Here is a 13,016-nt window from a genome sequence, read left to right on the forward strand (position 1 = left end):
CAATCTCCCGCATAGCTCACTTATCATTGCACGTCTCGACGGGTCGACAGGCCGATCCTGTCCGGGCCCGGAGCCGCGCGCTTGGCGCTGTTGTTGGGCTGTGGCGAGTCGATCGGATCCTCCAAGGTCACCGGCGACGAGCTGCCCTCGGGCGCCGGCATCGGCGGCAGCTTCGTCCGGTTGGGTTCGGGCAGTCCGGCGGTGCCTGCGTGAGCGGGGGACTCGGCAGGAGACTCGGCAAGGGACTTGGCCAGAAGCGACTGCTTCACCATATTTCGGTTGGTCATGTCCGGCTCCTCTCGGATGTGATCGGGCCTGTGGAAGCCTGTTCACAAGTCTGCGCAAATCCTTGTCTCAGGGCTGCTAACGCCCGGGCTGCAAAGGGGTTTCCTGCGTGCTGCAGTTGATACGGCCAAGGAACAATTGAGAGCGCTGAAGGTTGAGGAGGGTGTGCAGAGAAAGCCTGAGGAGGCACTGATGGCATCTGGTAATTCGACTTCGAAGCGAGGTTTCGCCTCGATGAATATCGAGCGGCAGCGCGAGATCGCCAGTAAGGGTGGCCGTTCGGTTCCGGCTGAGAAGCGTTCGTTCTCGCAGGATCGCGAGCTGGCCTCGTCCGCCGGGCGCAAGGGCGGTCAGTCGACCGGACGGACCGGCGAGGCCTGACCCGGCCGTGGCGGTACCGGGCGCGGCCCCCGCGCTCGACCGCCCGGCCTCCTCATCGAAGAATCATATTTCTGGACGGGTGGACGTCGCGGATGTCTGTCCTCCCATGCGGCCGCGTGCCGCATCCGATGTATAGATCAAGCGCGTGATTTCCGGCCGATCGTGATATCGCACATCGGACGATTCTATGACGCCGCGTCGGAGCGCGCGAGTTCGCGCCATTTCACTACGAGATCTTCGAAGGCGCGAAGATCCTTTGCGTCGAGCTGCCCGAGCGTGCGCGCGACGTAGTCGGCCTGCGCAGCGATGCCTCGTGTGGCAAGCACCTTTCCCTCCGGCGTCAGATGCAGGGCGTGCGAGCGGCGATCGCCGGGGATCGCGCGCCGCTCGACCAGCCCGGCTTCCACCAAGCGATCGACCAGCCCGGAGACATTGCCCTTGGTGACGTAGAGGCGGGCGGCCAGTTCCTGCTGCGTCAGCCCCTCGCGCTCACTCAGGGTCGAGAGGACATCGAATTGCGGGATCGATAGGCCGAGATCGCGCAGTTCCGCCGCAACGGCGGCGGTGACACGCCGGCTGAGGCGGATGAACCGGAACCACACCCGCAGGGGATCGGTGGGCTCGACACTCGGATCGGGGCGGGCTTGACTCTCGTCCATGTCCCTCCAGCTCTTAGCAGAGCAGTGTGGCCGGGGCATCGGGTCCGGCCTCGCTTCCCAGGCTTTCACCGCCGTTTTGTCATCGCGCCAACCTGTCGCGACGATGATCGGGGTGTTGCCGCGAGCGGCCGAGTGGCGCCCGCTGGCTCTCACCTGTAAACCCTTCGCTCGGCTTTCCTCTTCCTCTGCGGGTCCATGCGCCGTCAGCTTCTCGACGAACCCGTGACGCGGGCCGGCCGCTACGCGCGGACGCTCGCCGTGTTCTCCCTCATCGTCACTGCCATGGCGGTGCTGATCGTGCGCAGCCCCTCGGCGGAGGCGGTGCCGGCCCTGGCGGTGCTCGGCAGCGGGATCGCCCTCTCCTTGATCGCGCTTGCCTTCGCGCTGTTCGCGATGATCCGTGTCTGGCGAGAGGGGGCGGGTGGCCTCGGCGCGGCGTTGGGAGGCCTGTTTCTGGCAAGCCTCGTCCTCGCCTATCCGGCTTATGCCGCGCTCAAGGGGGTGAGGCTGCCGGCGCTCACCGATGTCACCACCGATACCGAGCGGCCGCCGGCCTTTTCGCGCTCGCGCCTCGCCTTCGCGGCGCGGGAGGGGCGCTACCCGCCGGATCCCGGGCCCTCGGCACGGGAGGCTCAGCGCGCCGCCTATCCGCAGATCGCACCGCTGACGCTCGATATCGGGGCCGACGAAGCCTTCGAGCTGGCCCGCAAGGCGGCGGTGAATCGCAAGTGGCAGATCGTCGAGGCGATCCGCCCCGGCGGGCGGATCGGCAATGGCCGGATCGAGGCGGTGGCCCGCACCCGGATCCTGAACCTGCCGGCCGACATCACCGTGCGGGTCCATCCGCGAGCCGACGGCGCACGCATCGACGTCCGCTCGGCCTCGCGGATCGGCGGCCGGGATTTCGGCGACAATGCCGACCGGATCCGCTCCTATCTCGACGAGGTCGCCAACCTCGCCATCGCGCTCAAATAGAAGCGTCGCGGTTTCCCCGCCGGTATCACGCCGGGCGGTACTCCCCGTCGAGCAGGGGCGGCCCATCGGTCACGGCGGCACCGCGCTCCACCAGATCCTCGAGATGGGCGAAGACCGACAGGGCCGCCGCGCCCAGCAGATTCGGTGCGAGGCCCTGATAGATCGCGCGGACGATGGTGCGGATGTCGCGGTCTCCCGCCGCGAGGCGGGCGCGGATCGCCGCCTCGCGCTGGCGACGATGGGCCACCAGACCGCGCACGAAGCGGCGCGGATCGCGCACGGGCCCGCCATGACCGGGCCAGTAGAGCGTCTCGCCCCGCTCGCGCAGACGGTCCAGGGAGTCCATGTAGGCGCGCATCGATCCGTCCGGCGGGGCGACGATGGAGGTGGACCACGCCATCACGTGATCGCCGGAAAACAGCACGTTCTCTTCCGGCAGGGCGAAGGCGAGATGGTTCATGGTGTGACCGGGGGTGGCCACGGCGCTCAAAGTCCAACCGTCACCGCTCACGCTCTCGCCGTCCGGCAATTCCCGGTCGGGCCGGTGCTCACGGTCGGCGCTGGCGTCGAGGATGGGCAGTTCGTTCTCGGCGAGTTGCCGGGCTGCCCGATGCGGGCCGCAGCCGACGATCGGCGCCCCCGTGCGCGCCTGGAGCAGCCGGGCGCCGGGGGAATGGTCGCGATGAGTATGGGTGACGACGATCGCCGCGATCCGCTCGCCGTCGAGGTCGGCCAGGAGGGCGTCGATATGCTCGGCATCCGCCGGGCCCGGATCGATCACCGCGACCCGGCCGCGACCGACGACATAGCTGCAGGTGCCGCTGGCGGTGAAGGGGCCGCCATTGAAGCAGATCCGCCGCCGCACGAGCGGACTCAGTGTCTCCATCAGCCCCGCAGCGGGCATGCTGTTCTCGAAACCGGGAGGGGTGGCCTGCGCGTCCGCGGCGGATTCACTCGTCATGACGACTTCGTACGGAAAGGACGCCGTCCGCCTACGACAGCCTGGCGGTTTCTCCAACTCGGTGAGTGGTCCCTGTCATGCCCGGAACGGGAATACAGCCGGTTCCCATCGATCGGCGCCATACCCTCAAGGCATCAAGAAAAAGCGCCGTCCTGACGGACGGCGCTCGGCGGGTCGGCGTGTGAAGTGGAAGACCGCCGCCTCAGCGGCGGCGGCCCGACTTGACGCGCACGGGAATGGGCTGCAGCACCGGCTGCGGCGTGAGGGCCGAAACGAGCCGCGCGGCGGCGGCAAGGGCCGCCTTGGCGACGGTGGTGCCGAAGGCTTCAGGCTTCTTCTGTGCAGGCACGCCGGACGCCTCCTTGGTATCTCAGTCAAGCGTTGAGGATGAGATGGGGACGAACGGCCGATTTTGCCAGTCGGTTCCGAACCCGGACGCTCGCCCTCGCTTTTGGACGAGAATATCGTTTGAAGTCTTGGTCTCGAAGCCCTCTGAAGAGGAACCCAATCCGATAACTTGGCGTTATTGATCCCGAAAGGCCGCGGCACGTGCCGCGCCAGTTTTTGGAAGGATATTCGGCATGCTCGGTTGGGCTGTTACGTTCCTGGTGGTTGCCCTCGTCGCGGCCCTGCTGGGCTTCGGCGGCATTGCCGGCACGGCGATGGAAGCGGCCAAGCTCGTGTTCTTCGTCGCGATCGTCCTGTTCGCGATCTCGGCCGTGATCGGCCTGATGCGCGGCCGTTCGCCGACCTTGTAACCGGCATCGACAAAGAGCCGCCCCCAAGCCGGGAGCGGCTCACATCGTTTCGACAGGACGCAGAGTGTGTGCCGAACCGGCCAGCGCCGGTTTCAAGCTTGATCGTCGATCGGGGGGCTACTGTCGTCGAGGCGTGCGATCAAATCCCGAAACCGGTCGGGAATCGGCTGCTGCACGACGGAATCGTAGAGCGCGCGCAGATGGTTGCCGATGCGCCGCTGCGTCTGATCGTTCAATCCATGGTCGCCATGCGCCCGAGAGGGCCGGTTCCCAAGCGGGAACGCGCCGGCCGGCTCGTCTTCGTTCATGCCTTACGATCCCCTTGGCGCCACATCCGCCGTGATTGTCTTGCGGCTTGACATGAGTCATGGCTGCAGCAGGAACGCTGCCATGCGGTTTCGGTTCCGCAGGTGCCAGGAACGCACGTCGAACTCCCCGCGTTAGGGGCGCATCGATAACGAAGAGCGAAGAGGCTCAGGGGAACTCATGTCCACAGCACAACTGGTCGTGCAGCACCTGCCATACCTGCGCCGTTACGCGCGTGCGCTCACGGGCAGTCAGGTGGCGGGCGACGCCTATGTTGCGGCCACGCTCGAAACGCTGGTCAATGAACCTGAGACCCTTGGCCGCAGCACCAACGTCAAGGCCGACCTCTTCCGTGTGTTCACCCGCATCTGGAATTCGCTCTCGGTGAACGGCCACAGCGACCAAGTGCAGCACGACCTCCCGGCCGAGGTGCGTCTCGGACAGATCACCCCGCTGCCGCGTCAAGCGTTCCTGCTTTCCTGCCTCGAAGGTTTTTCCGAGGAGGATGCCGGCGTCATCCTCGATGTCGATGTCGCCAAGGTGCGTGACCTCGTGGACGAAGCCGGCCGCGAGCTCGCCGCCGACATGGCCACCGAGATCCTCATCATCGAGGACGAGCCGCTGATCGCCATGGATCTGGAGGCGCTCGTCGAAGGCCTCGGTCACAACGTCATCGGTGTGGCGCGCACCCGCACCGAGGCGGTCAAGATCGCCTCCGAGAGCAAGCGTCCCGGCCTGATCCTGGCCGATATCCAGCTCGCCGACGGGTCGTCCGGCCTCGATGCGGTCAACGATCTGCTCAAGACCTTCGAGGTGCCGGTGATTTTCATCACCGCCTATCCCGAGCGCTTCCTCACCGGCGAGCGGCCCGAGCCGGCCTTCCTCATCGCCAAGCCGTTTCAGCCGGCCAACGTCTCGGCGGTCATCAGCCAAGCGCTGTTCTTCCAGCAGAGCGCCCGCCGCCGCGAGGCGCGCACCGCCTGATCCGACGTTCCATCGGTTTCAAGAGGAAAGGCGCCGGCCATCGAGGCCGGCGCCTTTTTTCTGGCCCATCGGATAAGGGGTTGCCGCGCACGAAAAAACGGGCCGGATCATTGTCCGACCCGTCGAAAGGTTCCGGCCGATGCACAAGGGGAATGCGGGGAGGACCAGAAGTGGCCGGGTGATCAGTCAACGAATGTGGGTCGGGTCGGTTCCTTAATCCGGCTTCGGAATGCACCTTTTCCATCCACAGGTGCTTTTCTGCAACGGGGCTGCCGACTCCCTGGGTGTCGCCCGCGTGAGAGTGAAAGCGTCATCTCCGCGAGGAATACTGAATTGATCCGAAGCGGGACAGTGAAGGAACCGAAGATCCGAAAACGGCGTTGTGATGACAACCTGTCAAGCTCCATTCGGAGATCGCAAAGATGCTTCGGCCTGGCTTCATCCTCGGTGTGAGTGGCCCCGCTGCGATCCTGACCCTGCTTCTGCTTCCGGCGATCCGCCAGGAAGCCGACGCCATGGCGGCTCCTGCCGCTCCCCGCATCGCCTACGAGGCGCCCGCCGCCCTGCCGGGAATGCGCCCCTATTCCACCGCCCTCAGCCCGGTCCACGTTGCGACCGCGCCGCGCTCGGCCCCGCGTACGGAGCAGACGCCGATGCGATCGGCGCAGGAGGAGATGCCGGTGAAGCCCCGGCGCCTCACCCGCGAGGGCTGTGAAACGCCGATCAGCTCGCTCGCCGGGCCCGAGGCTCGCCGCATGGTCCCCGGCCGCTGCATGGCCTGAGGATGCCGGTCTTCAGACCGTCTGAGAGACCTTCTCCACATCGGCCGTTGGTCCCGCCGGACCCATACGCTCTCGGGCGACGAGCCTGTCGCCGGGACCGAAGGTTCCGAGCGGCACGTCGCGATCCGGCAGGACGACGGTGGTGGTCGTGCCGACATGGACCAGCACATAGCGCCGCAGCGGCAGGGAGGCGGCGGCCCAGCGCCGGAGCTGGTCGTGATAGGGCGCTCGTTTCCAGCTGCTCGCTTGGCCGGGGTCGACCTGGACATTGAGGAAACGCGTCACGGGGTCGAGGCTCAACACCATCTTCGCCCGATCCGGCCGCCATTCCGGGCCGATCCAGCTTTCCGTCATCCAGAGACAATGAAATGCCCGGCAATGGTCGGGCCGCTCGGCATGGATGCCGCAGCCGCCGCCTGAGCGCACATGCCGGCACCAGAGCCCGGCCGGACTTTCGACCGCCGGCACCTCGTAAACCTTGCAGCAGAGCGTGCACGGCCCGCAGGCCCGGCCCGGGGCCGGCGTTGCGACGATGGCGGCGGGGTCGAGCATCGGCGGGCTTGGGGTCTTTTCGCGAGGAGCGGGCAACGCCTTCCTGAGGCCCGTTGCGGTCGTTAGTGTGGCGGTGCTGCCGGCGCGTTCCCGTCGGCGACCTTGTCGGCTGCCCCGCATCATGTTGTCGAACATCGCCGCCCGCGACGTCGAGACCCTGATCCACCCCTACACCAATCTCGCGGCCTTCCGGGACACCGGTCCCTTGGTGCTGGAGCGGGGGCACGGCGTCTGGGTCTACGATACGGATGGGCGCCCCTATCTCGAAGGCATGGCCGGGCTGTGGTGCACCGCCCTCGGCTATGGCAACGAGGAATTGGTCGAGGCCGCCGCCGAGCAGATGGGCAAGCTGTCCTTCGCCCACCTGTTCTCCGGCCGCAGCCACGATCCGGCGATTGAACTCGCCGAGACGCTCAAGGAGCTGATGCCGGTCCCGACCTCGAAGATCTTCTTCACCTCCTCGGGCTCGGAAGCCAACGACGCGCAGATCAAGCTCGTCTGGTACATGAACAATGCGCTCGGCCGCCCACGCAAGAAGAAGATCATCGGCCGTCGCAAGGGCTATCACGGCGTTACGGTGGCGACCGCCTCCCTCACCGGCCTCCCCGCCAACCACACCGATTGGGATCTGCCGATCGACGGCTTCCTGCACGCCGCCTGCCCGCACCATTACCGCGGGGCCGAGCCCGGCGAGAGCGAAGAGGCCTTCTCCGCCCGCCTCGCCGCCGAACTCGAGGCGCAGATCCTGGCCGAGGATCCCGACACCGTCGCCGCCTTCTTCGTCGAGCCGGTGATGGGGGCCGGCGGTGCCATCGTGCCCCCGGCGGGCTACTTCCCCGCGATCCAGGCGGTGCTCGACCGCTACGACGTGCGCCTGATCGCCGACGAGGTGATCTGCGGCTTCGGCCGGCTCGGCACATGGTTCGGCAGCGAGGCGGTGGGCATGAAGCCCCACACCCTCTCCTTCGCCAAGGCCCTGACCTCCGGCTACCTGCCGCTCGGCGGCATCAGCATCGACGAGCCGCTCTATCGGGCGATGCTCGACGAGAGCGTCAAGCTCGGCGGCTTCGGCCACGGCACCACCTATTCCGGGCATCCCGTCGCCTGCGCCGTCGCCAATCGCGCGCTCCGGATCTATCGCCGCGACCGCATCGTCGAGCGGGCGGCGGAGAAGGCACCGCGTTTCCAGGCGGCGCTCGCGGGGCTGGGCGATCATCCGCTGGTCGGCGAGGCGCGGGGCCTGGGACTGATCGGCGGCATCGAGATCGTGGCCGACAAGGCCTCGAAGCAGCAATTCGACCCGAAGGCCGGCGTGGCGGCGCGCTGCGTCGCCTTCGCCCAGGACGAAGGCCTGATCGTGCGCTTCCTGGCCGGAGACCGCATCGCCGTCTGCCCCCCGCTCGTGATCGCGCCGGAGGAGATCGACACCCTGTTCGAGCGCCTGACACGCGCCCTCGACCGGACGGCAGCGTGGATCGCACAGCAAGGCCTGCGGGCCGTACCGGCCCCGTGAGCGTGCAGCCGGGCACAACGGAGTAACGCTAGGTCTTCCGGCTTAGATCGATGGAGTGCATTGCGAGAAGAAGTCGCCGCGCCGCACTATCGAGTCATGGAAGACACAGCGTGCTCCTGCCCGGTTTGTCGGCTTGCTCGAAAATCAGGCTTCGGCGCGGCTTTAAGCTTCCGTTCATGTCAACGGATCGATCAAAGAGGGGACGGTATCTTCGTAATCCTGCCATCAAGGACGTATCGAAGAGCCACCCCCGCCTCACGCGGGGCATGAGATCGACCGCAGCGGCCGAGACCCGGCCTTCCCGACGACAAGACAGGACAGGAATCATGTACGCCCCCAGCCGAACCTCGACCTTCGCGGCAGAACCGGGCAGCACCGCCCGTGTGACCGTGGCCGAGGATCGCGAGAATTTCCGCCCCGTCGCCCTTCCGGCCCTCGCCGCCGCCGTTCACGTCAACAGCGCCGCCGTAAAGGCCGCTCGCGCCAAGGCGGAAGCCCGGAACGCCCACCGCATCATCCACGAGGACGAGCCCGTCGATTGAGGCTTGACGCGGCTGCCGGCGCGTAGGCTCTGGCGGCATGCTCATTCTCCCGACCCGCAGGCAGGTTCTCGGCGGGCTCAGCGCCACGGCTTTGGGCCTTGGTTCGAGCGGCGCCTACGCCTTCGTCATCGAACCCAGGTTTCGGCTCGCGCTGACGCGTTATGCCCTGGTCCCGCCGGGATGGACCCCAGGGTTACGCCTGCGGATCGCCGTGCTCTCCGACATCCATGTCTGCGAGCCCTACATGCCGCTCGACCGGGTGGCCGAGATCGTGGCGGCGACGAATGCCCTCGCCCCTGATCTGATCCTCCTGCTCGGCGATTACCCGGCCGGGCGGAAGGTGACCTGGAAGCCGGTGCCCCTCTCCGATTTCGCCAGGGTTGCCGAGGGTCTGCACGCACCGCTCGGCACCTACGCCGCCCTCGGCAACCACGATTGGTGGGACGACCGCGAGGCGATGCGGGCGGGTAAGGGCCCGGTCGAGATTCGCCGCCTGCTAGAGGCGCGGGGTATCCCGGTTCTGGAAAACGACGCCCTGCGGCTCACCCATGAGGGCCATCCGTTCTGGGTGGCGGGGCTGGCCGATCAGGAGCCGTTCCTGCCGCTCGGCATCCGCCGCAGCCTCGCCGATATCCCGGCGACCCTGGCTCAGGTCACCGACGACGCACCGGTCCTCCTCATGGCGCATGAGCCAGACATCTTCGTGAAGGTGCCGCGGCGCGTCTCCCTTACCCTCTCGGGCCATACCCATGGCGGTCAGATCCGGGTGCTGGGCTACTCACCGATGCTGCCCTCCCGCTTCGGCCAGCGCTTCGCCTACGGCCACGTGGTCGAGGAGGGGCGCCACCTGATCGTCTCCGGCGGCCTCGGCGTCAGCGGGGTCGGCGTGCGCTTCGGGGTGCCCCCGGAGATCGTGCTGATCGAGCTGGGCGAGGGGGCGGCCAGCGCGTGAGGGCCATCGCTGTCGCACGGAAGGATGCGCCCAGTGCACCTCTTCTGGTTTGCTGCGGCATCCCCGGATGGGGGCGAGGATGATGGGCCCCGCGTCGCGTCAGCCCTTCCGTGAGACGGGCGAGCCGACATGCAGGAAGCTGCGCTCCCCGGTGGCGGCTTCGGCGACGTGCTGGATCGTATCGAGCAGATCGGCGATCGGCCGCGGGCCCGGAGCCTGCGCCAGGGCTTTCGGGGCAACCCGGCGGGCGGCGGTGCGCCCGGCTACGAGTTGCGCCTCGCTGAGGATATCGAAACTACGGCCGACTCGTCGGTTCATGGCTCTCTCTCCGGGCCGGACCGTGAGGCGATCATGGTAAACGAGCGGTTAACGCTCACAGGGTGAGGCGGTAGCGGCAGAAACCGTCGGCCGGGGCAAAGGATTCGTAAAGCCGCCGGGCTGCCGCGTTGTCGATCCTGGTGTGCCAGTAGAGCCGCGACCAGCCGCGGATGCGGCCGAGCGCGATCAGGTCGTCGATCAGCGCCCGGCCGATCCCAGCGCCCCGCGCCTCCGGCGCGACGAACAGGTCTTCGAGATAGCAGGTCGGCGCCGTGGTCCAGGTGCCCTCGTGCAGGACATTGACCGTCATGCCGACCAGCGCGCCGTCGCGTTCGGCAAGCCGGGCGAAGACCGCCGAGGCGGGGTCGAGGATGCGGCGCCACGTCTCCGCCGTGACGGCTTCCGGTAGAGCCTCGCCATAGAAGGCGAGATAGCCGGCCCAAAGGCGATGCCACCCGGCCTCGTCGGCGGTGACGGGATCGCGGATCGTCATGGTGTCCTCCGTGCGGCGTCCTCGGCCCAGAGATGGATGGCCGCGTAAGCCCGCCAGGGTCGCCACGCCGCCGAGCGTTCGAGAAGGGCGAGGCGGCTCGGCCGTCCGCTGCCGTCATCGAGGGCCCGCATCAGGCCGACATCCCCCGCCGGCAGGGCATCGGCCTGCGCCAGCACGCGCATGGCGACGTAATGCGCGGTCCAGTCGCCGATGCCCGGCAGATCCTTCAGCCGGGAAACGGTCTCGTCCAGATCCCGGCGGGGATCGAACAGATCGGGCGTCGCGCGCATCGCGGCGGCGAGTCCCTGGATCGCCCGGCCGCGGGCACGGGGCATGTTGAGGACCAGCGAGACCTCCGCTTCCACCAACTGTTCCGGCGCCGGAAAGAGGTGCGTCAGGCCGGGCTCGCCGCCGCGCTCGTCCGGCGTCAGCGGGGTGCCGAAGGCGGATACCAGCCGCCCCGCGAGCCGGGTCGCGGCGGCGACCGAGACCTGTTGGCCGAGGATGGCGCGCACCGCGAGCTCGAACGGATCGAAGGCCCCCGGTATCCGCAGGCCCGGCCGGCGCGCGACGAGACCGGCGATCAGAGGGTCGCGGGCGAGCCCCCGCGCGATGGCCGCCGGGTCGGCATCGAGGTCGAACATCGCGCGAAGCCGGGCCAGAAGTTCCTTGGGGACTCCCTCACCGTCGGAACACCGAACGGCAACCGACAACCCGTCCGCCGCCGGTGTGACGGCGAGCGTGCCGCGCCGTCCGGCAAGGGCGAAGCTGCGGGCATAGCGGCCGGGCGTGACTGCCTCGACCCCGGGGCTCGCATGGTCGGCGAGAAACCGTTCGAGATGGGCCCAATCATAGGGCGGGCGGTAGGGAAGGACGTGGCTCGCGCGATCCGCTCGGGGCGCGGGCGATGGAAGGACGGACATCGATCGTGAGGAAGCGCGAGAGGCGAACCGCACCAGTTTCGGGCGGGTGTCAGCCCATGGCAACCGGCTCGGTGCTCTCGAACTCGGCGGTATCGCCCACGAGATCGGTCAGCGAGACCGCGAGCTGCCTCCCGTCCTTGAGCTGCAGCGTCGAATCCGGCGTGAGCCAGAGCGGGTGCAGGGCGGCGCGGCTGCCGGTCACGCTGCCGCGGGCCAGGATGCTGCCGTCCCGGCGCTCGATCTTGACCTTGTAGCGGACTTTGACCGGCTCGATCCCCTCGGCAGACAGGGCGCCGCGACCGCTCAGCACTTGGAGAACTTCGTTCGGCTCGAACATGCAGCGGGTCAGAACACGGGGCGCCGGGAACGAAAGGCAATGTGATTGCCACTTGTTCCCGGATTACGCCGCCGTCGCTCCGCCGCCAAGGGTCCGAGGCCGAGAAAGCCCGTCTTTCCCATGCACCGAAGGGGTGCTTGTCAGGCCAGGGTGCGGACCGTCACCCGCCCGCGCTCCACCGAGAGCGCCATGCGGCCGTGCTTGAGAGCGAGCGCCTTGTCGCCGAACAGGCTGCGGCGCCAGCCCTGCAGCACCGGCACATCGGCCTCGTCGTCGTCAGCCAAAGCTTCCAGATCGTCCACGGTGGCGATGATCTTGGGCGCGACTCCCTCCGCCTCCGCCACGGCCTTGAGGAGTACCTTGAGGAGATCGACCAAGGCCCCGTTGCCACCCCCCCGGGTGCGGCTGCGCTCGGGCACCGCGATCTGCGACAGATCACGGACGAAGCCCCGCTCCACCGCCGCCAGGATTTCCGCTCCCGTGCGGGAACGCTCGAAACCGGCGGGGATGGTGCGCAGGCGTCCCAGCGCCTCGACGCTGCGAGGGGCTGCGGTGGCGATGTCGATCACCGCCTCGTCCTTGAGGATCCGCCCTCTCGGCACGTTCCGGCTCTGCGCCTCCGCCTCTCGCCAACCGGCGACCTCCATCAGCACCGCGATCTCCCGCGGCTTGCGCATCCGCCCCGAGAGGCGGCGCCAAGCGAGGGCCGGATCCGCCTGATAGGTTTCCGGCGAGGTGAGGACCGCCATCTCCTCGTCGAGCCAGAGGCCGCGATCGGTGCGCACCAGTTCCGCCGCCAGCACCTGATAGATGGTCACGAGATGGGTGACGTCGGAGAGGGCGTAGGCGAGCTGCGCGTCGGAGAGCGGGCGGCGCGACCAGTCGGTGAAGCGCGAGGATTTGTCGATCCGCGCCTTGGCGACATCGTTCACGAGCTGTTCGTAGGACACCGAGTCGCCGTAGCCGCAGACCATGGCGGCGACCTGGGTGTCGAAGAACGGATGCGGCAGCAGACCGCCCAGCAGCCAGATGATCTCCAGGTCCTGACGGGCCGAGTGGAACACCTTTACGGTGCTCTCATCCGCCATCAGGTCGAGGAACGGCTTGAGGTCGAGGCCCTTCGCCAACGGATCGACCAAGCAGGCGAAGCCGTCCGGCCCGGCCATCTGGATCAGGCAGAGCTTCGGATAATAGGTCGTCTCGCGCATGAACTCCGTATCGACGGTGACGAAGGATTGCGCGGCGAGACGGGCACAGGCGTCGGACAGGGCCTGCGTTTCGGAGATCAGTTCCAT

19 protein-coding genes are annotated in these 13,016 nt (G+C 67.9%); 8 read left to right on the forward strand and 11 right to left on the reverse strand.

The features are described from left to right. Positions 1–23 precede the first annotated feature (23 nt). Positions 24–287 carry a hypothetical protein gene (locus MZTS_RS24980; protein ID WP_210329247.1) on the reverse strand — a complete coding sequence of 88 codons (264 nt, stop codon included), beginning with the start codon at positions 285–287 and terminating at the stop codon, positions 24–26. A 190-nt stretch (positions 288–477) separates the two neighbouring features. On the opposite strand from MZTS_RS24980, the gene MZTS_RS11770 reads away from it, so the two are divergent. Further along, a complete protein-coding gene (locus tag MZTS_RS11770) occupies positions 478–666 on the forward strand; it encodes a con-10 family general stress protein (RefSeq protein ID WP_041371474.1) in 189 nt (62 codons plus the stop codon). A gap of 185 nt (positions 667–851) precedes the next feature. On the opposite strand, the gene MZTS_RS11775 is transcribed toward MZTS_RS11770, so the two are convergent. Beyond that, complete coding sequence (locus tag MZTS_RS11775; RefSeq protein ID WP_009865764.1) at positions 852–1,325, reverse strand: MarR family winged helix-turn-helix transcriptional regulator; 474 nt, start codon at positions 1,323–1,325, stop codon at positions 852–854. A gap of 195 nt (positions 1,326–1,520) precedes the next feature. Between MZTS_RS11775 and MZTS_RS11780 the strand changes: the two genes are divergently transcribed. After that, positions 1,521–2,300 carry a DUF1499 domain-containing protein gene (locus MZTS_RS11780; RefSeq protein ID WP_192283978.1) on the forward strand — a complete coding sequence of 260 codons (780 nt, stop codon included), beginning with the start codon at positions 1,521–1,523 and terminating at the stop codon, positions 2,298–2,300. 25 nt (positions 2,301–2,325) lie between these two features. Here the strand turns inward: MZTS_RS11780 and MZTS_RS11785 are convergent, their stop codons facing one another. Both MZTS_RS11785 and MZTS_RS11790 read right to left on the reverse strand, forming a co-directional pair. After that, positions 2,326–3,261 (reverse strand): MBL fold metallo-hydrolase, encoded by a 936-nt coding sequence (locus MZTS_RS11785; RefSeq protein WP_192283979.1) that lies wholly within the window; start codon positions 3,259–3,261, stop codon positions 2,326–2,328. 202 nt (positions 3,262–3,463) lie between these two features. After that, a complete protein-coding gene (locus MZTS_RS11790; protein ID WP_192283980.1) occupies positions 3,464–3,610 on the reverse strand; it encodes a hypothetical protein in 147 nt (48 codons plus the stop codon). A 232-nt stretch (positions 3,611–3,842) separates the two neighbouring features. Here MZTS_RS11790 and MZTS_RS11795 point away from each other — a divergent pair, with 232 nt between their 5' ends. Next, positions 3,843–4,019 carry a DUF1328 domain-containing protein gene (locus MZTS_RS11795; protein WP_003599466.1) on the forward strand — a complete coding sequence of 59 codons (177 nt, stop codon included), beginning with the start codon at positions 3,843–3,845 and terminating at the stop codon, positions 4,017–4,019. Between the two features lie 92 nt (positions 4,020–4,111). Here MZTS_RS11795 and MZTS_RS11800 read toward each other — a convergent pair whose 3' ends face one another. Further along, a complete protein-coding gene (locus MZTS_RS11800) occupies positions 4,112–4,327 on the reverse strand; it encodes a NepR family anti-sigma factor (protein WP_009864287.1) in 216 nt (71 codons plus the stop codon). A gap of 178 nt (positions 4,328–4,505) precedes the next feature. On the opposite strand from MZTS_RS11800, the gene MZTS_RS11805 reads away from it, so the two are divergent. Beyond that, entirely contained in the window at positions 4,506–5,309 is an 804-nt protein-coding gene (locus tag MZTS_RS11805) for a response regulator (RefSeq protein ID WP_192283981.1), read from the forward strand. A gap of 422 nt (positions 5,310–5,731) precedes the next feature. Then, positions 5,732–6,091, forward strand: coding sequence for a hypothetical protein (locus tag MZTS_RS11810; RefSeq protein ID WP_009861344.1), 360 nt, complete (start codon positions 5,732–5,734; stop codon positions 6,089–6,091). A 12-nt stretch (positions 6,092–6,103) separates the two neighbouring features. On the opposite strand, the gene MZTS_RS11815 is transcribed toward MZTS_RS11810, so the two are convergent. After that, complete coding sequence (locus MZTS_RS11815) at positions 6,104–6,643, reverse strand: CxxCxxCC domain-containing protein (protein ID WP_192284007.1); 540 nt, start codon at positions 6,641–6,643, stop codon at positions 6,104–6,106. A 121-nt stretch (positions 6,644–6,764) separates the two neighbouring features. Between MZTS_RS11815 and MZTS_RS11820 the strand changes: the two genes are divergently transcribed. From MZTS_RS11820 to MZTS_RS11830, 3 genes are all read left to right on the forward strand, one after another. After that, positions 6,765–8,156, forward strand: a complete 1,392-nt coding sequence (locus MZTS_RS11820) for an aminotransferase (RefSeq protein WP_192283982.1) — start codon at positions 6,765–6,767, stop codon at positions 8,154–8,156. A gap of 326 nt (positions 8,157–8,482) precedes the next feature. Next, positions 8,483–8,698: a hypothetical protein gene (locus MZTS_RS11825; RefSeq protein ID WP_192283983.1), complete on the forward strand. Its 216-nt coding sequence runs from the start codon at positions 8,483–8,485 to the stop codon at positions 8,696–8,698. Between the two features lie 37 nt (positions 8,699–8,735). After that, on the forward strand, positions 8,736–9,650 hold the full coding sequence (locus MZTS_RS11830; protein WP_192283984.1) for a metallophosphoesterase: 915 nt from the start codon (positions 8,736–8,738) through the stop codon (positions 9,648–9,650). 99 nt (positions 9,651–9,749) lie between these two features. On the opposite strand, the gene MZTS_RS11835 is transcribed toward MZTS_RS11830, so the two are convergent. The 5 genes from MZTS_RS11835 to rnd all read right to left on the reverse strand — a co-directional run bounded on the left by MZTS_RS11835 (position 9,750) and on the right by rnd (position 13,016). Beyond that, on the reverse strand, positions 9,750–9,968 hold the full coding sequence (locus tag MZTS_RS11835; protein ID WP_009863188.1) for a hypothetical protein: 219 nt from the start codon (positions 9,966–9,968) through the stop codon (positions 9,750–9,752). Positions 9,969–10,023: 55 nt separating this feature from the next. Next, positions 10,024–10,461 carry a GNAT family N-acetyltransferase gene (locus tag MZTS_RS11840; RefSeq protein ID WP_192283985.1) on the reverse strand — a complete coding sequence of 146 codons (438 nt, stop codon included), beginning with the start codon at positions 10,459–10,461 and terminating at the stop codon, positions 10,024–10,026. After that, the gene (locus MZTS_RS11845; protein WP_192283986.1) at positions 10,458–11,384 is read right to left on the reverse strand and encodes a DNA-3-methyladenine glycosylase family protein; all 927 of its coding nucleotides are present in this window, start codon (positions 11,382–11,384) and stop codon (positions 10,458–10,460) included. The genes MZTS_RS11840 and MZTS_RS11845 overlap by 4 nt, the downstream gene beginning before the upstream one ends. Positions 11,385–11,433: 49 nt before the next feature. Beyond that, positions 11,434–11,721: a hypothetical protein gene (locus MZTS_RS11850; protein WP_192283987.1), complete on the reverse strand. Its 288-nt coding sequence runs from the start codon at positions 11,719–11,721 to the stop codon at positions 11,434–11,436. 140 nt (positions 11,722–11,861) lie between these two features. Beyond that, complete coding sequence (rnd, locus tag MZTS_RS11855) at positions 11,862–13,016, reverse strand: ribonuclease D (protein ID WP_192283988.1); 1,155 nt, start codon at positions 13,014–13,016, stop codon at positions 11,862–11,864.

It is taken from the genome of Methylorubrum zatmanii, assembly GCF_014845115.1.
Lineage (GTDB): Bacteria > Pseudomonadota > Alphaproteobacteria > Rhizobiales > Beijerinckiaceae > Methylobacterium > Methylobacterium zatmanii.